The 20,179-nt window shown below is 37.5% G+C and carries 20 protein-coding genes and 1 pseudogene; all 21 read left to right on the top strand.

Going from position 1 to position 20,179, the window contains the following annotated elements; all coding sequences use genetic code 11:
• Window positions 1–7 precede the first annotated feature (7 nt).
• The 21 genes and pseudogenes from DWZ16_RS00805 to DWZ16_RS15365 all read left to right on the top strand — a co-directional run bounded on the left by DWZ16_RS00805 (window position 8) and on the right by DWZ16_RS15365 (window position 20,147).
• Window positions 8–1,257 (top strand): annotated as a pseudogene (locus DWZ16_RS00805) (nucleotide sugar dehydrogenase).
• Between the two features lie 4 nt (window positions 1,258–1,261).
• Window positions 1,262–2,503, top strand: a complete 1,242-nt coding sequence (locus tag DWZ16_RS00810) for a glycosyltransferase (RefSeq protein WP_118522091.1) — start codon at window positions 1,262–1,264, stop codon at window positions 2,501–2,503.
• Entirely contained in the window at window positions 2,500–3,027 is a 528-nt protein-coding gene (locus DWZ16_RS16405) for an acyltransferase (RefSeq protein WP_118522092.1), read from the top strand. Before DWZ16_RS00810 ends, DWZ16_RS16405 begins: the two co-directional genes overlap by 4 nt.
• 55 nt (window positions 3,028–3,082) lie before the next feature.
• Window positions 3,083–4,261: a radical SAM protein gene (locus DWZ16_RS00820; protein WP_118522093.1), complete on the top strand. Its 1,179-nt coding sequence runs from the start codon at window positions 3,083–3,085 to the stop codon at window positions 4,259–4,261.
• 4 nt (window positions 4,262–4,265) lie between these two features.
• On the top strand, window positions 4,266–5,432 hold the full coding sequence (locus DWZ16_RS00825; protein ID WP_118522094.1) for a glycosyltransferase: 1,167 nt from the start codon (window positions 4,266–4,268) through the stop codon (window positions 5,430–5,432).
• Between the two features lie 15 nt (window positions 5,433–5,447).
• Entirely contained in the window at window positions 5,448–6,410 is a 963-nt protein-coding gene (locus DWZ16_RS00830; RefSeq protein ID WP_118522095.1) for a deacetylase, read from the top strand.
• Between the two features lie 262 nt (window positions 6,411–6,672).
• Window positions 6,673–7,806: a hypothetical protein gene (locus DWZ16_RS00835; RefSeq protein ID WP_118522096.1), complete on the top strand. Its 1,134-nt coding sequence runs from the start codon at window positions 6,673–6,675 to the stop codon at window positions 7,804–7,806.
• Between the two features lie 189 nt (window positions 7,807–7,995).
• Window positions 7,996–9,108, top strand: a complete 1,113-nt coding sequence (locus tag DWZ16_RS00840) for a glycosyltransferase family 4 protein (protein ID WP_182427274.1) — start codon at window positions 7,996–7,998, stop codon at window positions 9,106–9,108.
• A gap of 32 nt (window positions 9,109–9,140) precedes the next feature.
• Window positions 9,141–10,148, top strand: coding sequence for a kinase (locus DWZ16_RS00845; RefSeq protein ID WP_118522098.1), 1,008 nt, complete (start codon window positions 9,141–9,143; stop codon window positions 10,146–10,148).
• On the top strand, window positions 10,145–10,765 hold the full coding sequence (locus DWZ16_RS00850; protein WP_243021875.1) for a hypothetical protein: 621 nt from the start codon (window positions 10,145–10,147) through the stop codon (window positions 10,763–10,765). The genes DWZ16_RS00845 and DWZ16_RS00850 overlap by 4 nt, the downstream gene beginning before the upstream one ends.
• A gap of 18 nt (window positions 10,766–10,783) precedes the next feature.
• Window positions 10,784–11,425, top strand: coding sequence for an SIS domain-containing protein (locus DWZ16_RS00855; RefSeq protein WP_118522099.1), 642 nt, complete (start codon window positions 10,784–10,786; stop codon window positions 11,423–11,425).
• Between the two features lie 25 nt (window positions 11,426–11,450).
• Complete coding sequence (locus tag DWZ16_RS00860) at window positions 11,451–12,704, top strand: hypothetical protein (protein ID WP_118522100.1); 1,254 nt, start codon at window positions 11,451–11,453, stop codon at window positions 12,702–12,704.
• Window positions 12,685–13,764 (top strand): acyltransferase family protein, encoded by a 1,080-nt coding sequence (locus DWZ16_RS00865; RefSeq protein WP_118522101.1) that lies wholly within the window; start codon window positions 12,685–12,687, stop codon window positions 13,762–13,764. The genes DWZ16_RS00860 and DWZ16_RS00865 overlap by 20 nt, the downstream gene beginning before the upstream one ends.
• 84 nt (window positions 13,765–13,848) lie before the next feature.
• Window positions 13,849–14,949 carry a WavE lipopolysaccharide synthesis family protein gene (locus tag DWZ16_RS00870; protein WP_118522102.1) on the top strand — a complete coding sequence of 367 codons (1,101 nt, stop codon included), beginning with the start codon at window positions 13,849–13,851 and terminating at the stop codon, window positions 14,947–14,949.
• A 12-nt stretch (window positions 14,950–14,961) separates the two neighbouring features.
• Window positions 14,962–16,611, top strand: coding sequence for a capsular biosynthesis protein (locus DWZ16_RS00875; RefSeq protein ID WP_118522103.1), 1,650 nt, complete (start codon window positions 14,962–14,964; stop codon window positions 16,609–16,611).
• Window positions 16,611–17,006 (top strand): capsular biosynthesis protein, encoded by a 396-nt coding sequence (locus DWZ16_RS00880; RefSeq protein WP_118522104.1) that lies wholly within the window; start codon window positions 16,611–16,613, stop codon window positions 17,004–17,006. Before DWZ16_RS00875 ends, DWZ16_RS00880 begins: the two co-directional genes overlap by 1 nt.
• A gap of 14 nt (window positions 17,007–17,020) precedes the next feature.
• Window positions 17,021–17,740, top strand: a complete 720-nt coding sequence (locus tag DWZ16_RS00885) for a glycosyltransferase family 2 protein (RefSeq protein WP_118522105.1) — start codon at window positions 17,021–17,023, stop codon at window positions 17,738–17,740.
• Window position 17,741: 1 nt separating this feature from the next.
• Window positions 17,742–17,984 carry a hypothetical protein gene (locus DWZ16_RS00890; protein WP_118522106.1) on the top strand — a complete coding sequence of 81 codons (243 nt, stop codon included), beginning with the start codon at window positions 17,742–17,744 and terminating at the stop codon, window positions 17,982–17,984.
• Complete coding sequence (locus tag DWZ16_RS00895) at window positions 17,965–18,288, top strand: acyltransferase (protein ID WP_118522107.1); 324 nt, start codon at window positions 17,965–17,967, stop codon at window positions 18,286–18,288. The genes DWZ16_RS00890 and DWZ16_RS00895 overlap by 20 nt, the downstream gene beginning before the upstream one ends.
• Before the next feature lie 29 nt (window positions 18,289–18,317).
• Complete coding sequence (locus DWZ16_RS00900; RefSeq protein ID WP_118522108.1) at window positions 18,318–19,763, top strand: lipopolysaccharide biosynthesis protein; 1,446 nt, start codon at window positions 18,318–18,320, stop codon at window positions 19,761–19,763.
• A 246-nt stretch (window positions 19,764–20,009) separates the two neighbouring features.
• The gene (locus tag DWZ16_RS15365; RefSeq protein WP_182427275.1) at window positions 20,010–20,147 is read left to right on the top strand and encodes a hypothetical protein; all 138 of its coding nucleotides are present in this window, start codon (window positions 20,010–20,012) and stop codon (window positions 20,145–20,147) included.
• The last annotated feature ends 32 nt before the right edge of the window (window positions 20,148–20,179 follow it).

Below are 20,179 nucleotides of genomic sequence, written 5' to 3' on the forward strand. Positions count from 1 at the left end.
TAGAGAAATGAGAGAGTTTAAAGATTTAAAGATTGCTGTTGCCGGAACGGGATATGTTGGTCTTTCTATTGCTACGCTGTTATCTCAGCACCACAAGGTGACTGCTGTGGATATCATCCCTGAGAAAGTTGAACTGATTAATAATAAAAAGTCACCGATTCAGGACGAATACATTGAAAAGTATCTGGCAGAAAAGAAGCTGGATTTAACGGCAACGCTGGATGCCAAGGAAGCATATAGCGACGCTGACTTCGTGGTAATTGCTGCACCTACGAACTATGATAGTAAGAAGAACTTTTTCGACACCAGTGCGGTTGAAGCGGTTATCAAGCTGGTTATCGAGTACAATCCGGAAGCTATCATGGTTATCAAATCTACGATTCCGGTTGGCTATACTGCAAGTGTTCGTGAAAAGTTCCACTGCGACAATATCATTTTCAGCCCGGAATTTTTAAGAGAGAGTAAGGCACTGTACGACAACCTTTATCCTTCTCGTATCATTGTCGGTACCGATGTGGATAATGCTCGTCTGGTAAAGGCTGCACACACTTTTGCAGAACTCCTGCAGGAAGGTGCTATTAAGGAGAATATCGATACTTTGTTCATGGGCTTCACCGAGGCTGAGGCTGTTAAACTGTTCGCTAACACTTACTTGGCTCTGCGAGTCAGCTACTTCAACGAACTGGATACTTATGCCGAGATGAAGGGGTTGAATACCCATCAGATTATCAATGGCGTTTGCTTGATCCTCGTATTGGTACTCATTACAATAACCCGTCCTTCGGCTATGGTGGCTATTGCCTTCCCAAGGATACAAAGCAGCTGCTGGCGAACTACGCAGATGTGCCGGAGAACCTGATTGAAGCTATTGTCGAGAGTAATAGAACTCGTAAGGATTTCATCGCTGACCGCGTACTGGAAATCGCTGGCGCTTATGAAGCCAATGACAGCTGGGATGAGAGTAAGGAAAAGGAAGTTGTGGTCGGCGTATACCGACTGACCATGAAGAGCAACAGCGATAACTTCCGTCAGAGTTCCATTCAGGGTGTCATGAAGCGCATTAAGGCAAAGGGTGCAACAGTTATCATCTATGAGCCTACGCTGAAAAATGGGGACACATTCTTTGGTAGCCGTGTTGTTAACGACTTGGAAGAGTTTAAGAAACAGAGCCAGGCAATCATTGCAAACCGCTATGATAAGAGTTTGGACGATGTGAAGGAAAAGGTCTATACAAGAGATATTTTCCAGAGGGATTAAAGATATGAGAATTTTACTGGTTAATTATAGATATTTTATTTCGGGTGGACCGGAAAAATATATGTTCAACATTAAGAAGATGTTGGAAGATAATGGTCATGAAGTGATTCCGTTCTCTATCCATTCTAACAAAAATGTTGAAACAGAGTATTCCAAATATTTTGTGGAGCCGATTGGAAGCCGTGACGCAACTTATTTTGAAGAGTGTAAAAAGACCCCAAAAGTCATCTGGCAAATGCTGACTCGCAGTATCTATTCCACTGAGGTTGAGAAAGCTATTAAGAAAGAAATCAAAGATGTAAAGCCGGATTTGGTATATATCATCCACTTTGTAAACAAGCTTTCACCGAGCGTGATTTGTGGTGCAAAGAAGATGGGTGTTCCGGTAGTGCTGCGACTGTCAGACTACTTTTTACTATGCCCGAGATTTGATTTTATGTACAACAAGAAACCATGCGAAGAGTGCCTTACGAAGGGGTATAGGACCTGCATAAAGAAAAGATGTGTAAAGGGGTCGTTGTTTGCATCGGTCGTTCGAGTTTTTTCTATGAAAGTACATAAGGCGATGAATGTATATAAAGGTGTGGATGCATTTATTACGCCGTCTGAGTTTTTAAAGAAGAAACTGATTGAGAATGGTTTTGATGAGAACAAAATTACCTGTATTCCGACATTTACTGCAAGCAAATCAGAAGTCGGCAAACCACAGGTTGGAACATATGGTTTGTATTTTGGACGTGTGACAGAGGAAAAAGGTGTTGACACTGTCGTCAAAGCATATGAGATGATGCCGGATCGCCATGTGAAAATAATGGGCGATGATACAACAGACGAGGCAAAAAGGTTAAAGGCATATATCAAAGAGAAGAACATTAAGAATGTTGAGTTCTTGGGCTTCAAAGCCGGAGAGGAATTGGAAGAGATCATCAAGGGCGCACGATTCACACTGATTCCGTCTATTTGGTATGATAACCTTCCAAATACTGCATTGGAGTCTTTTCAGTATTCAAAGCCGGTTATTGCAAGCAATATCGGAAGCCTACCAGAGCTTGTTTTGGATGGCGTTAATGGTTATCTGTTTAAGCCTGCCGATGCTCGGGAACTGTGCGAAAAGATTGCTTTGCTGGATGATGATGATGTTGTAAAGAAAATGGGAGCAGCAAGCCGGGATAGATTAGAAGATCGGTTTGCACCGCAGACTCATTATAACACTTTGATGAAAGTGTTTGATAGGGTAAGAAAATGAAACTTAAGAAGCTGAAGATATTAATGAATCTTTGGATTCTCACATTGCTGGGAAAACATACAAAAAAAGCAGATGTCATAAAAAAGGCCAATTTGTTTAAAAGCTATGGGGGGGGGTACTGGCATCCGTGCTGGATACCCACTCAGCCTGAACTAATTAGTATTGGAAACAATGTTACTATCGCAGCAGATGTACGATTCTATGAACATGATATGGTTAGACTCATGTTTGACGATGATCCTAATTATATAGGTCCATATATAAAGTACTACACGGGGCCAATAACCATAGGAGACAATGTTGTAATTGGCGCAAGAGCAATCATTCTTTACAATGTTACAATTGGAAAAAATGCATTGGTTGCTGCTGGAAGTGTTGTGACAAAGGATGTTCCACCCTATGCAATTGTTGGAGGAAATCCGGCAAGAGTGATAGGAAATACCAAAGATTTATTGAAGAAAAGAATGGAATACAGTGGAGTTAACACTGACCATTTTTGCTTTGAAGACAACTATAGAGAATAAAGAAAAAGCAGATTTTATTGCTAGAAAACCCTGTGTGGTTATAGGAGAGTTAATCATGTCTGAAGAAAAGAAGTTAAATGGTACTGTCATCGTTACATACCGCTGCAACGCTCGTTGCTCCATGTGCAACCGTTATAAAGCACCTTCCAAGCCGGAAGAGGAAATCAGCATTGAGACCATCAAGAAGCTGCCGAAGATGTATTTCACAAATATCACCGGTGGTGAGCCGTTCATCCGCACCGACCTGAAAGATATCGTGCGTGAACTGTACAAGAAGTCTGATCGTATCGTTATTTCCACGAACGGTTTCTTCACTGACCGTATCGTTGACCTGTGCAAAGAGTTCCCGCAGATTGGTATCCGTATCTCTATCGAGGGTCTGGAGCAGACCAACAATGAGATCCGCGGCCTGCAAAACGGCTACCAGCGTGGTTACGGCACACTGAAGAAGCTGCGTGAAATGGGTATGAAGGACGTCGGCTTCGGCATGACTGTTCAGGACAAGAACGCTCCTGACCTGGTTCCTCTGTACAAGATCTCCAACGAGATGGGCATGGAGTTCGCAACGGCATCTCTGCATAACAGCTTCTACTTCGTTGAGGCTAAGAACATCATCCACGATCGTCCGATGGTTGCAAAGAACTTCGAGAATCTGGTCAATGAACTGCTCCGCAGCAACAGCCCGAAGAAGTGGTTCCGTGCATACTTTAACCACGGTCTGATCAACTACATCTACGGCCAGAAGCGTCTGCTTCCTTGCGACATGAGCTTTGATACATTCTTCATCGACCCGTATGGCGATGTTATGCCTTGCAATGGTACCAAGGATAAAGAAGTCATGGGCAACCTGAATAACCAGACTTGGGATGAGCTGTGGAACAGCCCGGAAGCAGAGAAGGTTCGTGCGAAGGTTCGTTGCTGCGACCGTGACTGCTGGATGATCGGTAGTGTAAGTCCTGCTATGCATAAGTATATCTGGAAGCCTGCTACCTGGGTTCTGGTACATAAGTTCAAGGCTCTGTTCACCAAACATCCGTACAGCATGTATGAACTGAAGATCTGCCGTGACTATCGCGATGGCAAAGTTACCAAAGAGGAGCTGGACAAGTGTAGCACATGCGACATGAACTGCGTGATTAACAACGGTCTGAGTGAGGCATCCAAGGAACAGCTGAAGCATAAGACCGGCGAGGAAATTGTGGATGCTGATATCGCACAGCAGATGAAAGAATAAACATATGAAAAAGAAAATATTATTTGTCAATATTTCATTAGTAAATGGTGGGGCAGAGAAAAGCCTGGTGAACTTGCTGAATGAAATGCCGGAAGACCAGTATGAAATAGATCTTTTATTGTTTCGTAAGGAAGGAATGTTCTTACCTCAGGTACCACACTATGTGAACATTATTGAGGCACCGGACGCACTTAAAAATCTGTACCGTCCAGTAAAGGATTTCAATAAAAACACTATTACAAAAGTAATTGGAACTGCAATTTCAAAGACACTTACAAGTAATCCATATTTAATGCGTGAGTTCAGATGGAGAAATTTCTATAGAAGAAAAATTACTCGTTTGTCAAAGCATTATGATGTGGCAGTGGGATGCGTAGTGGGTGAATGTACTTATTTTGTCAATGACCTGGTGAGTGCAGATAAAAAATTATGTTGGGTACATACGGACTATGTGGGCGCTAAATGTGATCGAAGAGCTGACGAAAAGTATTACCAAAATATGGACTCTATCGTTACAGTATCGGATAAGTGCGCGGATGTTCTGAAAACGGTATTTCCTGAATTTCAAAACAAAATTATGTGGCTTCCAAACATCACATCCTCTGAGGTTTTGAGAAAACGAAGCAAAGAGGAAATCCCGGAACGTATTGATGAAGAAAAAAAATTGATTGTTTCAGTTGGCAGATTGATTCCGTTGAAGGGATTTGACATGGCAATAGATGCTGCGAAAATCATGAAGCAGGATGGCTGCCAATTTCAGTGGTTCATCCTTGGTAATGGTGAACTGTTTGATAAATTAAATGCACAAATTGAAGACCTCGAATTAAAAGATTGGGTAAAGCTGCTTGGACCTAAGGAAAACCCGTATGCTTATATAGCAAAAAGTGATGTCGTTGTTCAGTCTTCTAAGTACGAAGGAAAATCTGTAGTTTTGGATGAAGCAAAGATATTGGGCATTCCGATCGTTTCGACTAATTATGACACTGTTGTTGATCAGATCATTCCTGAAAAAGAAGGATTGATCGTTAATATGGATGCAGAAGATATCGCACACGGAATTGAAGAAATGTTCAACAATCAGATGTTGTACAAAACCATTAAAAACTATTTGAATGCACACGAATATGGTAATCAGGCAGATGTAGAAAAGTATATCAAACTTATTGGATAACAGGGAGGAAATAGTGTGAAAAAGCTGATTATTACAATTGATACTGAAGGAGACGACCTCTGGAGTTGGAAACAAGGGGATGCAATTACTACTAATAATACGCTTTTTCTTGATAGATTTCAAAGGCTGTGCAATAAGTACAACTTTTTTCCGGTGTGGCTGACTAACTATGAGATGATACAGGACGACAGGTATGTTGAGTTTGTAAAAAAGTACGCTCTGGAAGGAAAAGCTGAAATTGGAATGCATCTTCATGCATGGAATAATCCTCCTATGTATCAGCTCGAGGTTGCGCAAGAAGGAGCACCATATTTGATTGAGTATCCAGATGATGTAATGGAGGCAAAAATTAAATTTCTCACAGATTTGATCTTTGAAAGAACAGGAATCAAGCCTGTTTCACATCGAGCTGGAAGATGGGCAACGAACGAGAAATACTTTGAGCTCTTATCAAAATATGGGTATGTGGTGGATTGCTCGGTCACACCGCATGTAGATTGGAAAACTTCATTGGGCCAAACCGAAGGAAGTTGTGGAAGTGACTATTCGTCAGCGAAGGATAAACCATATTCGATTGATACATCCAACGGTTCTAGCGTTTTGGAGGTTCCGGTTACCATTCTTCGTTCACACAAGCTATTTCTTAAGACATCCAGTGCAAAGAACCTAGCTAGAAGCATTTGGCATGCTATGAAGGGGACGGAACTTTGGATTAGACCAAATGGTGATAATCTGGAAGAAATGAAGTATGTGTTAGATCAGACTTATGTGTCAGACAGGGATTATGCAATGTTTATGATTCATTCCTCCGAGCTTATGCCAGGTGGAAGCCCTACTTTTAAAGATGAGCGAAGCATTGAAAAACTCTACAAAGATCTTGAAGCGTTGTTTGCTTATGCAAGCGTGAAATATGAGGGGATTAGACTTCGGGATCTGTCAAATGGAAAGGAATCTTCAGCGAATAAGCGGACTTTATAGTAAATATGAAATATTGAAAAAACACAATGAACGACAGAAGGGGAATGTGTCGCAAATCATAATAATGTGAAAATATGGCTTTTATAGGAAAAAAGGTACCTGATTTGGAGTGTATTTCAATATTAAATTGTGCTATATCGCAAAAAATTCCATTAATAGTTATTGTGCATTTGTGTGCCTAAATAGCGATTCGTTGGTTAGAATTACAGCCGCTACATAAATAAATGGATTCATAAAGAAATACGGAGGTGGCATAAAGGAAATGAAAGTTGTCATTATTGGTGGCATTCACCACAATACATTGGGCGTTATTAGGTCGATAGGATCAGAAGGAATTTCTTCTGAAGATATTGCACTTTTTATTGTGGATGAGCATGGAGGAAAAAAAGATTTTGTTTCAAAAAGTAAATATTTGAAGAAAAGCACTATTCGATATTTAAAAACTTACGATGAAATACTGGAAGCCTTGTACAGAATTGCGGATAAAAATGAAAAGAAAGCTATTGTTTGCTGCGCAGATGGTGCATCTGAAGTAGTAATGAGCAACGCTGATAACCTGAAAGAGTTCTTCTTCTGTTCATCCATTGGAGTTAAGCCGGATTTCTTCTTTAATAAGAATGATCAATCCTTGTTGGCTAAGGAGAGCGGTTTTGCAATTCCAAGAGGCGAGATTATAGATACAAAGAAAGGAAAAGTAGATTGGGATATTTTTCCGTGCATTATTAAGCCGATTAAAAGTATTAAAGGTGCTGGAAAAAATGATATTAAGATAGCAAAAAATCGGGAAGAGTTATCGACACTGTTAGAAGAGGTTGTTTCCGAAACTGTGCAGATTCAAGAGTATATTGAAAAAAAAATGGAGTTTCAGTTGATAGGATGCTCGTTGGAGAAAGGAGAAAAAATTATTATCCCTGGGTTTACACAGATTATACGTCAGCCTGATAATACCAATACGGGGTATTTGCGATACTCTCCAATTTCTCAATTGGACATTGATATAAATCGGATAAATCTATTTTTTCAAAAGATAAAATACGATGGACTTTTTAGTATTGAATTTATCAGGGGTGAAAATAATGTTGATTATTATTTGGAAACAAATCTGAGAAATGATGGAAATGCGTATTGTGTTAAATCCGCTGGCATTAATCTTCCTTATATTTGGTGCTATTACCAAGTGAATAAAACTTTGCCTAAGAATGTAGCGCTTACATTTGAAAAGCCTGTTTTTTTTATGCCGGAATTTGCGGATATTAAAATGGGAATTAAATCAGTTGGTGTGCTGAAGTGGATTATGCAGATGGTGGGGGCAAAATCTCATGCAATTTTCAATTTAAAAGATATGAAACCTTTTTTTGCAAGGGCAAAATATTCTCTCGTGACACACCTACATTGAGAAGGATAAAGCTAATGGTATCCAGTTATAAATCTATGGAGGTTCCACGTTATTGCAAAACATGGATACTATCATTTATTTTGCTGTGCTTATAGTTGTATGGTGATTATATTGTTTTGTGACTACTAATGTTGGGGACCAATATTAGAATATTTGGAGATATGTTCATTATATTGAATGAGGGAGCAGATGAAAAAAATAGTATTGGTTACAGGAAATACAAAAGGTGGAATAATTCAGTTTCTTGAAACACTTGAATCAGTATTGAGTGAAATTGGTTTTGAAATAACTGTAGTAGCACCGGCTGAAATAGAAAAAAAGCTACAGAGTAAAAAAAATTATATTTATTATCAAACAATTGTAGAAAGTTCTGGATTTACAAGAAAGATAAATTCTTTTTTATCCAAGAAAAAGGCGTTTGTTGAAATCACAAAAAGAGTTAATACGCTAAAACCGGATTTGATCTGGTTGATAGATAATCCAATTAACACTGTTGTAATTGGGCTGAAATTAGTTTCGACAAAGATACCGATGTTATTGACATTACATGATGCGGGCGGAAATCATCCTACAAATCAAACAATCTATCAACAGTTACGAAATCATTATACAGATTTTTTGAGTGATAAGCTTGAACATAAGGTAAATTATATATTATTGTTATCAAAAATTTCCTATGAAAAATACGGGTTATTAAAACCGAAAAATACAGAAAAAAGAGTCTACTTCTGCTTGGGTGCGCATGTGCCAAATGTTAATGAACTAAAACCAGATGAGATTACGGAGAATCAATTTCATTTGTTTTTTGGAAGAATCGATAAATATAAGGGATTAGAAACTTTGTTTCGAGCGTTTTCAGAAGCTGATAATCCGAAGTACAAATTAGTTGTTGCCGGAAGTGGAGAATTAACAAAAAAGGAAGCTGAAGTATACAAGCTGATAAAAAAAGACGTGACATTAATTAATCGCTATATTCGGGATGAAGAAATGTTGTGGCTTTTTCACCATGCAAGATCAGTAGTACTCCCTTATATTGAGGCAACGCAAAGTGGAGTGATTCCGATTGCATATAAGTTTGGTGTGCCGGTAATTGTGTCGAACGTAGATGGGTTGACGCAATTCGTCGAGGATGAAAAGACAGGTTTTGTCTGTGAAAGTGAAATAGATTATATAACTGCATTAAAAAAGCTTGAAAATGATAATACTAGAAGCGCAATGTCAGAAGCGGCAATAGAATATCACTTGAGTAACATGGACTGGAAAAAGAATATTCTATCGGTTTTGGATGCTATATTGAACTAAAAATATCAAGCAGCTTATGAAGAGGAAAAAATATGATTATTACAAAAACGCCATTCCGCATGTCATTTTTTGGCGGCGGAACGGATATGGAAAGTTTTTTTAGAGAAAATGGTGGAGCAGTATTATCGACTACATTTGATAAATACTGTTATGTAAATGTTCGTCATCTGCCGCGTTTTTTTGATTATTCAACGGAGCTGTCTTATTCTAAGACGGAGCGTGTAACAAATATTGACGATATTCAGCACCCTGCGATCCGAAATGCAATGAAAATGTTAGACATGCACGAGATTCGTCTTACATATGAAGCAGACCTTCCAGCACGTTCTGGCCTAGGAACATCAAGTTCTTTCGCAGTTGGAATGCTGAATGCTTTCTATGCATTAAAGGGTAAGTATGCTGACAAGAAAAAACTAGCAGATGAAGCTATTTATCTGGAGCGTAATCTTTGTCAGGAAGCTGGTGGATGGCAGGATCAAATTGCTGCTTCTTTTGGTGGGTTCAACCGTATCAACTTTAATGCGGATGGATATGAAGTCCTGCCGGTTATTATTTCGCCGGAGCGAAAGAAGCAACTCAATCAGAATTTAATGATGTTCTTTACCGGGTTTACCCGTTTTTCTTCTGATGTGCAGAAAGCGAATGCAGCAGGCAAACAAGATAAGACAGTACAGCTGAAAGAGATGCTTGCTCTGGTTGATGATGCTGAACGTGTCCTGACAGATAAGAACGCGGATCTTGATGATTTTGGCAGAATGCTGGATCACACTTGGAAACTTAAGCGTCAAACTGGATCGGCTGTTTCTACGAATAGTATTGACGAACTTTATGCAAAAGGCGTGGCGGCTGGTGCATTGGGCGGAAAATTGCTGGGTGCCGGTGGCGGTGGATTCCTTGTATTTTATGTTCAGCCTGAGCGACAGGATGCAGTGCGATTGGCGATGCGTGATCTGATGCATATCCCATTTGCGTTTGAAGATGGTGGAACAAGAGTAATCCACTATACACCGGAAACTTATGAACCGAGGAATGGTGTATGAGTAAGAAGATGAGGATGTTGCAGATATTAAATCTGTGGAGGCTAATACCTGCATATTTGATTGTTTATGTATCCAATAATAAAGCAATTATTTTTGATGAAATACAGCATTGGAAAAAATGTACAGGACATACTGAAAAGGATGGATTTAATATTTTTAGCAGTTTAATGCTGGAGTTAAAAGAGTATCGTACATTATTGCAATATCGCCTGGGGGGGGGGTATAGCAAATTATTGCTAAAAATGTTGTTTCCAGGGATGGATACCCTATATATTAATACTCCTGAAATTGGTCCGAGGTTATTCATACAACATGGATTCGCGACAAATATAAGCGCAAAGCGAATCGGAAGTGATTGCTGGATTAACCAGCAAGTTACGATTGGATATACATTTGATTCGGAACCACCCGTGATAGGCAATGGAGTGAGAATATCAGCAGGAGCGAAAGTGCTTGGCCAAATTGAAATTGGAGACAATGCTATTATTGCTGCAAATGCAGCAGTTGTAAAGAGTGTAGAAGAAAATATGGTTGTTGGCGGTGTGCCGGCGAAAATAATTGGTGAGAATTCGAAGCATAAGCTGTTTGTCGGTGAGAACAAAGGTTCTCTCCAATAATAACCAAGAGGTAAGAAAATGAAAGATTTGACGAGACATATAGAACTGCTAATTAGTAGATATCCAGTTTTGGAAGAGTCAAAACAGGATATAGAGAAAGCGTATTCAGTATTAGAAAAGTGTTATGAAACAAAGCACAAGGTTTTGATAGCCGGAAATGGCGGGTCGGCAGCGGATGCGGAGCATATTGTCGGGGAATTGATGAAGGGATTTAAACTTTCCAGAAAACCTGATATGGGGTTTGCCAGTAAGTTAATTGAAAAAGATGAAGAGCTGGGACGTGTTTTGGCGGAAAATCTTCAAGGGGCACTTCCAGCTATTGCATTAGATGGCCATGTGGCATTATCTACGGCATACATGAATGATTGTGAACCCCTGCTCTGTTTTGCACAGCAGGTGAATGGCTATGGCGAAGAGGGAGATGTATTCTTTGGCATTTCTACAAGCGGAAACAGTAAAAATGTTTTGTATGCAGCTGTTACGGCACATGCAAAAGGAATGAAAGTTATTGGTTTGACAGGAGCTAAAAATAGCAAGCTTGAACAGATGAGCGATATTTGCATTAAAGTGCCACAAACAGAAACATATATGATTCAGGAACTGCACCTTCCAGTATACCATTGCCTATGCTTGATGCTGGAAGATAAATTTTTTAATTAAGTAAAAAAAAGGACGAGGAAAAAGCATGAAGATAAAATATAGCTCAATAACAAAGTTTTTAATATGTATACTGGTGTTGATGCACTTGTGCTTTTTCTTGATTCCATTAAGTGGCACTGCTATGTTTTCAACGTCCTACATACCCAAAATAAGAATGTTCTTATTTTTGGCGATGGTTATAATGGCGATGATATTTAGTATAGTGTATACTTGCCCAAGTGCAAATGGAGTTATCAAGTTTGAAGTAGCTCTTTTAGGAATATGCTGGGTGAGAGCGATTGTGGGGGCTTTGCAGTTGGGTACAGCATGGGATGATACATTAGCGATGATATGGCCATATTTATATTTGATTATTGCTATTCCATTAATTAACCTATTTAGTGCAGGCAAATGGAAACCACAAAAAGCGGCAAAATTTCTGGTGATAGTAACGAGTATCGATACTCTGGCAAAAGCTTTTATGTCGTTTTACGAATCAAAAACAGGAATTATGTTATGGCCAAACCTGGTGAATGGAGAAATGGGATATCGAAATGGGTTATACAGAATAAACCCATCGGCGCTTTCAATACTTGTGATTCCATTATCTTTTTGGCTTATTTCAAAGGCCAAAAGTAAAAGAGAAAAGTTAACATATGTTATTACAATAGTAATAGACATCTTTTATGCATATATCATCTGGCAAGCAAGATCTGCGTTGCTATATAAAACGATTATTATTATTATGTTGATTTTCCTACATCAGACAAATGATAAAAAGAAAGTTGTCATAGCATTTATAATGATGATAGGAGCAGTAATTTTGATAAATTCCTCTGTTTTTAATTCATTCGTTGATTCGTTTAGTGAAACAAATAAGATGTATGGAAATTCGACAGTAGCGAGAGTAAATGCATATGCCTACTATGGAGCAATGTATTTAAAGGAACCCTTTTGGGGAGTTGGATGCCTTACGACAAGTGAGAGATATGCGTTAGGCGGGGGAATGCTGGAAGATACAGGATTCTTCTATGGATTAGTTCAATTCGGAATTCCGATGATTTTATTTTACATCTATATCTTTCTTAGAGGAATATATGTTTCTATTAAAGTAAAACGAAGGAATATTGCGGATTCCCTATTATGTTTATCTATGACATTATTATTTATCATGTTTGGAGTTAATATGGATCCGTTTTATGCATTTGCACTTGCACTTCCGTTTTATGTGTCATTTGTTGAATATGTTAGATGGGATATTGTAAAAGAGGACGAATATAATGAAGAAACATGTCTATAAATATGATGTAATTAGAATTGTTTTAACGATGTTGGTAGTAATTGGTCATGCAAATTATTATAATGCTGGAAACGCATATGGCGGAATATATATCGCAGATCAAATGTCGGCTGCAGGCATAGCGGATACAGTATTTCATGGATTCGCAGAACAAATCAAACAACTGATTTATACATTCCATATGCCAGCATTTTTTGCTTTATCAGGAACATTGTTTTATAGTCAGCTGAAAAATGGAAGATTTAATTCTGTTACTGAAGTGGTGAAGAACAAAATTTCAAGATTAGTTGTTCCATTTGTATTTGTATATTTATTCTGGAATACTCCGATAAAAATTTTTTCTGGATATTACAGTCAGTCAGAAAATATATGGAAAGACATTTTGATGCAGATGTTTATTCCAACCAATATGTATTTATGGTATTTAGAGGCATTGTTTTTTGATTTTGTATTTGCTTACTTATTATGCAAGTATGCGAAGAAAACGTGGATGATTAACACGACTTCATTTGCAGTTTATATGGCAGTACTTTTTCTGGAAAGGGCAACGGCAGTTACGACACTGTTTGGAAATCCCCTGAGATATTTGCTCTGGTTTGTTTTTGGAATGAACTTGAATAAATACGACAAAGTGGCTAAGAACTATCTTAATAGATTTAAATGGGGGGGGGTACTGCTCCTTGCGGCGCTTTGGATCATTGGCTATTATGGACTAGAATACCTTCCACATTTGGTTTGGCTTGCAAAAGATTTATATTTGGCAAGTGTGGGAATTCTAATTGTGTGGGTGATTTGTGAATTAGTATCAGAACGATTGACAGATAAAGAAAAGCAACTGATCTCAAGACTTTCAGGGTATTCATTTGGTGTTTATTTATATGCTGAACCATTGAATTATTTATTTGTTGTGTTGTTTGTAAAATACTTTGGATTGAACTTCCTTGGTAATGAATGTGGAGCATGTTTTCTATGGGTATTAAGAATCATTGGAACTTCTTTGATTGCGGTTTTTATTGTTAAGTTATTAAAAAAGACTAATATGAAACTGACATTATATTGATGCGTTATCACATATTGACGTAGAGAAGAACTTTTATAAGATAAATAAGATGTGAATAATATTTGTCAGAAGTGGAGGAAAATAGTGAATCATAAAATTTTAAAGGCACTGGAATTTCATGCAAAAATGCCATACAGCGTCATAAATATTTTCAAAAGACAATCTCCTAACTTTGTTAATAGAGAAATGAAGGCGGCTTGTGTTGCAGCGGAGAGTAATACAGATTGTTATGTTACATACCGTCTTCGCTCCAAAGCGATGACAGATATCCCGATTTTACCGCACTTGAGCTGTGATTTAGATAACAAAATAGCGATTGTGATGCAGGGACCATTGATGGTTGAGAATGACTTTACGCTTGAAACAGCAAAATTTTATAGAAGGTGTTATCCACATGCAATAATTATCGTGTCAACATGGAAAGATAGTGACTCAGAGACAATTGAAAAATTTAAGCAACAGAATATTGTTGTTGTGCTTAGTGATTTGCCGGATAATTGTGGAAATCTGAACATTAATTATCAGACTGTGAATACTTTAGCTGGCGTAAAAAAAGCAAAAGAAATGGGTGCAGAATTTGTTTGTAAAACACGCACCGACCAGCGAATTTATCATACGGACGCAATGCCCTACTTAGCAAATCTGGTTAAGACATTTCCTGTAAATAATGAGGATTTTTGTGAGAGGCAAAAAGGACGTATTGTTACCATGTGTATGCCATATGGAGATATGTTTTATCCATATTGCTTGGCAGACTTTTTGTATTTTGGATATACCGAAGATGTAGAAGAACTCTTTTCTTTGCCGCTGGATAAGCGGCCAAAAGGAGGATATGGAAAAGGAAAAACCAGACGAAAAGTTGCAGAAGAAATGATTGCACCAGAAATTCAATTTTTGCGTGAGTATGTCCGTCGCATGGGTGGAAATAATGAATGCTCAGTGAAAGCATATTGGCAGTTTGCAAAAAATCATTTAGTGACGATAAATAAAGATGAAATAGGCTTGTTCTGGCCAAAGTATGAGGGAAGATACTCGGAGAATACTCAGAATGGTTCGTATTATTTAAATGAGGAGAAAAATGCCTTTCACTGCTACAATTTTGATTTTGTTCGGTGGTTGAGTCTTTATCAAGGAACGTTAGTGTATGATCAAAAATATGAAGAGTACGCTGAATTTATTTTATAAGGAGGAAGTGGGATGACTAATATGAAAGTCATTATTCCGGCTGCTAAAATTGTGCCTGAAGAACTTCAGAAACTTGGAAAGCTTCCGGGGATCATTTATCCAGTCAATCAGAAGATAACATTTGACTATTTGTATGAGGAATATAAAGAGCATTGCTCTTCAATGGATATTATTTGCTTTGAAAAGGCGGATAAGGTACAAAGAAGGTTAAAAAACTATCTTGGAGAGAAAGTGAGTATTAAGATTCTCCCAGAGTTAAGAGATTTAGGTCATACTATTTATTTTGCCTTAAAAGAAGTTGTGGATACGGTCATTATTAATTTTGCTGACACAATTGTTTTAGATAATGTTGCAGAAATCGAAGGAGATGCTTTTTTCTTTCAAGAAGACTATATGTCGGACACGTGGACATATTTCGATGAAAAAGATGGAAGAATTGTACGGATTTATGATAAAGAGCCTGTAAAGGAAGAGGTAAGGAAGAAACTGTTTGTCGGAGTATTTCAATTTACTGATGCTGCCTGCTTTAGAAAATGTTTAGAAAGTGCTTTTAAACAAGATTCTTTGCAGATAAGTACATTTTATTATGCATTGCAAGAGTATAGTAAAATGCATCCTATGAAACCGGTTTTGACAAACAACTGGTTTGACATTGGACATGAGGATAAATATTATAATTCAAAACTTGAGGTACGTGCTAGAGAATTTAATCATATCACAATTGATAAGAACCGCGGCATTCTAAAAAAGACAAGCGACGATAAGGATAAGTTTATCGGTGAAATTAAATGGTATTTAAAGTTGCCAGCGGACGTTGAGTATGTCAGACCTAGAATTTTTGATTATTCGACATCGTATGTTAATCCATATGTTTCTATGGAATATTATGCATATCATACCGTCCATGAATTGTTCCTCTATGGTGATTTGACATTACAGCAATGGATTGACATTTTTAATCGAATTCGTTTTGTATGTGATGATTTTAAACGTTACACGGTCCATGATGATAATATTCGCCAGGCACTGGAAGAAATGTACTTGACAAAAACTCTGCAGCGTTTTGAAAAGATGAAGAAAGATGAACGATTTTTAGCTTTCTTTGAGTCACCGATAACAGTGAATGAAAAGAAATATCAGCCTTTGGAGAAAGTCATTGTAGCATTAGAAACGGCAATACCAGAGATGCTATATGATGTGGATACTTTTAGTATTATTCACGGAGATTTGTGCTTCGCCAATATTATGGTGGACTCGAATTTCTCTTTTATTAAAGTGATTGATCCGCGCGGTAAATTCGGTACATACGATATTTACGGTGATTTCCGCTATGAACTCGCAAAATTGTTCCATAGTGTAGATGGAAAATATGATTTTATTATAAAAGATTTATTCGATCTTGATTATAATACTGAGACATCTTGCATTAATTATCACGTTCAAGATCGTAGAAGAGAATTTAATTTGTATAAAGTGTTCCTGGATACGTTTGCGGCAGAAATCGGCAATGATCTGAGAAAAATCGAACTAATAGAAGCGTTGCTTTTCCTAAGCATGATTCCGCTTCATGGTGAGAGCATTAGACACCAAATGGCTATGCTGGGAACTGGATTGGAAATTCTAAATAGAGTGGTTAATATACAGGTTGAAGGAGAAGAATGATGTTTGAAGAATATTCATTTGTTTTTGATATAGACGGAACATTGTGTCCAATAAAGAAAAAGGATGAAAAATATGAAGACCTAGTACCATACAAGGAAATGGTGGAGAAATTGAGATTTTACCATGATAATGGTGCTAGAATTGTTTTATTTACTTCTCGAAATATGAATTCCTATAATGGAAATATGGGTCTAATCAATAAAAATACTGCGAAAGTGTTGTCAGCGTGGTTAGACAAGTGGAACATTCCGTACGATGAAATTTTATATGGAAAACCGTGGCCAGGACATAAAGGATTCTATGTTGATGATCGGACTGTTCGTCCAGATGAGTTCCTAAATTGTTCAGTTGATGAGTTGAATGAAATTTGCAGTAAATCTAAATGCAAAGATTGAGAGGAAGAAGCTATATGGATATTATAATTACAATGGCTGGCTTGGGGAGTCGTTTTCGGAAAGTGGGATATAATTGCCCAAAATATATGATTGAAGCTAAAGGTAAGACGCTGTTTGACTGGTCAATGGATAGCTTGGTTGACTATAATAAGTATGTTGACAGATATGTGTTTGTTGTCAGAGCAGAGGATCACGCAGAGGAATTTATTAAGAAGCATTGTGCTACATATGGAATTCATGATGTGAAAATTGTTGAATTGGATCATATGACAGATGGACAGGCAACGACTTGTATGTTGGCAATTCCTTATTGTAATCCAAATGATGAAATCATGGTCTACAATATTGACACGTATGTCGAGCCAGGTGAAATGAAATATGAGTATATTTCCGGGGATGGACACATTCCTTGTTTCCATGCTGAAGGTGACCATTGGAGTTTTGTGAAACTGAATTCGGAAGGAAAAGCTATAGAAGTACGAGAAAAGAAACGTATCTCTGATAATTGTACATTGGGTGCTTATTATTTCTCATCCGCTAAATTGTATAAGGAACTCTATGAGGAGTATTACGCAGATGAGAGTCGTTTAGAGAAAAATGAGAAGTATATTGCTCCTCTTTACAATTTTATGATTGAAAAAGGCATGCCTGTAACAATTAGCATTGTTGATGCAAAGAAGGTTCATGTCTTGGGAACCCCGGAAGAATTGCAAGTTTTTTTACAGGAGAACTAAGATGTTTGAAAAAGTAATGAAAGGAATTCAGCGACGATTAAAGGAAGCTAGAAGAGGATCGCAGCTTATTTGTTCAGATCTTCTTCAAAATTGGCTTGCAGCAGGTGTGGTATGTCCTATTAAACTCAGATCCATTTTGTATCGGCTGGCCGGAAATAAAATTGGAAAAATTGTTATCTTTCTCCAAGAATCTTTCTCGGTCCTGAATCGGGAAAATTGTCCGTTTGGGGGGAACATTCATTAATTATAATTGCTGTTTTGATTTAGGAGACGACATTGAAATTGGTGAAAATTGTAATATCGCAATGAATGTTCATTTTATTAATGGAACACATGAAATTGGCGAGGAAAATAGACGTGCAGCTCAAGGGATTACAAAACGTATTGTAGTTGGTGCTGGTTCTTGGATTGGTGCGGATACAATAATAATGCCTGGAGTAACTATTGGAAAGGGTGTAGTTATTGGGACAGGTTCTCTTGTAACAACCGATCTTGAAGACAATGCCATTTATTTTGGAAGACCAGCACGTCTCTATAAAAAGTTATAATATAACAATGAAGAAATGAGGATAGATGGATGCAACACACAGTAGAAACAATTAAAAATAAGTATTTGGGAATGTCCAAACCTGTTAAAGCAGCATTTTGGTTTACCGTGTGTAGCTTCTTACAGCGTGGTATTAGCATGATAGCGACCCCTATATTTACGCGGTTGCTTTCAACAGAAAATTATGGCTTGTATAGTACATATCTTTCGTGGGAAACTGTATTGATGATGCTTGTAACACTTAGTCTATATAAGGCTATGATGAATTTGTATGTCAAATACGAGAATCAAGAGATGGTGTTATCAGCAGTATGTGGATTAGAGTTGGTATTGTCTTTAACATGGCTGGTTATTGGAATTAGCTTTAGAAATTTGGCTGCAGAATGGTTGGGATTATCTCCTCAACTTGTCTGCTGCCTTTTTGCTAGTTTTATTTTCCAAGCTGTTGTTCAATGCTGGTCATTATATAAAAGATATATCTATGATTATAAAACTCTCGTGGCTGTTACATTGTTGTCCACAGTTGGATCGACCTTATTTGGAGTTGTTGCAGTAGTTTTTGTCAGTCCTACTGCAGAAGCGAGAGTTCTTTCGAACACGATTGTAATGGCATTGATAGGAATCGCACTGTATTATTCAGTGTTAAAAAAAGGAAAGAAATTCTATGATAAAAGAATTTGGTTGTTTTCATTAGGATTTTGTATTCCGCTGATGCCACACTATCTGTCGGAATTCGTTTTACAAAGTTCCGATAAGATTATGATTAACTATTTATGTGGTCCAAGTGATGTGGCTCTATATAGTATTGCGTATTCCGCAGGAAGTTTGATAAACCTTATTACAAATGCCGTTAACTCTACTTTCGCACCATACCAATATCAGAAATTAAAATCTGGTGAATATAAAGTTATGGCCAAGAGAGCGGATCAGGTACTATTTTTTGTTGCTGCAATGCTGGCCGGCATTATGCTTTTTAGTAGAGAGATTGTATTGATATTTGGTGGAATGAAGTATATTGAAAGCGTTGATGTGATTATTCCGATTTGTATCGGTGTTTACTTTAACTATATGTTCCAACTGTTTGCTAGAGTACAGGAATACTATGAAAGAAAATTAACAGTTGTTATTCCGTCAATCCTATGTGCAGTGCTTAATTTGATTTTGAATTATATTTTCATAAAACTATGTGGATATCAAGCAGCAGCCTACACTACTTTCTTTTGCTATGCATTGTTTTGTTTTATTCATTATATGTTCTACAAAAAGGTCTGTACAGAAATTTTGAATGGTACGCAGTTATACGATGTCAAAGGACTTCTTGCAATCTCAGTAGGTGTAATGTTTTCGGGTGTTGTTATTACATTCATTAACAGGTTGCTATGGCTAAAGTACACTATTCTGGTCGTGGTCCTTGTTGCACTCATTATTAATAGAAAGCGCGTTTTTAGCGCGTTAAAGTCTGTTCTTGGAAAGTAAGAGGAAGTAAAATGAAAACAGTAATAATGGCCGGATGGCGAGGAACTCGAATATCTTAATTGTCTCCCGAAATTCCGAAATATTATGGTTCTATCGAAGATATTCCTGCTCTAGAGCGAGAAAGCATTTCGTTAAGAGATTCGCGGATGTCATTATGACAGTTCCCCATTAGGAAAGCAAAATTATGAACGATTTAAAGGTGAAGCGAATTGGTCAGAAAAACAAATTAAGCGGAGAAAAAATAAAATGATATCAGCAAAAGAAGATATGAAAAATGCAATAACACTTGAAGAAAAAAGATATGATGGTAATAGTTTAATAGAAGATACTTACGAGAATTCAGAATTGGTGAATACTATAAAAACGGGGGGTATGGAAATTTAGATATTTTAAAACTAGCACTTGCCATCCTTAGA

The organism is Clostridium sp. AF29-8BH (assembly GCF_003478145.1).
GTDB classification, from domain to species: domain Bacteria; phylum Bacillota; class Clostridia; order Lachnospirales; family Lachnospiraceae; genus Otoolea; species Otoolea fessa.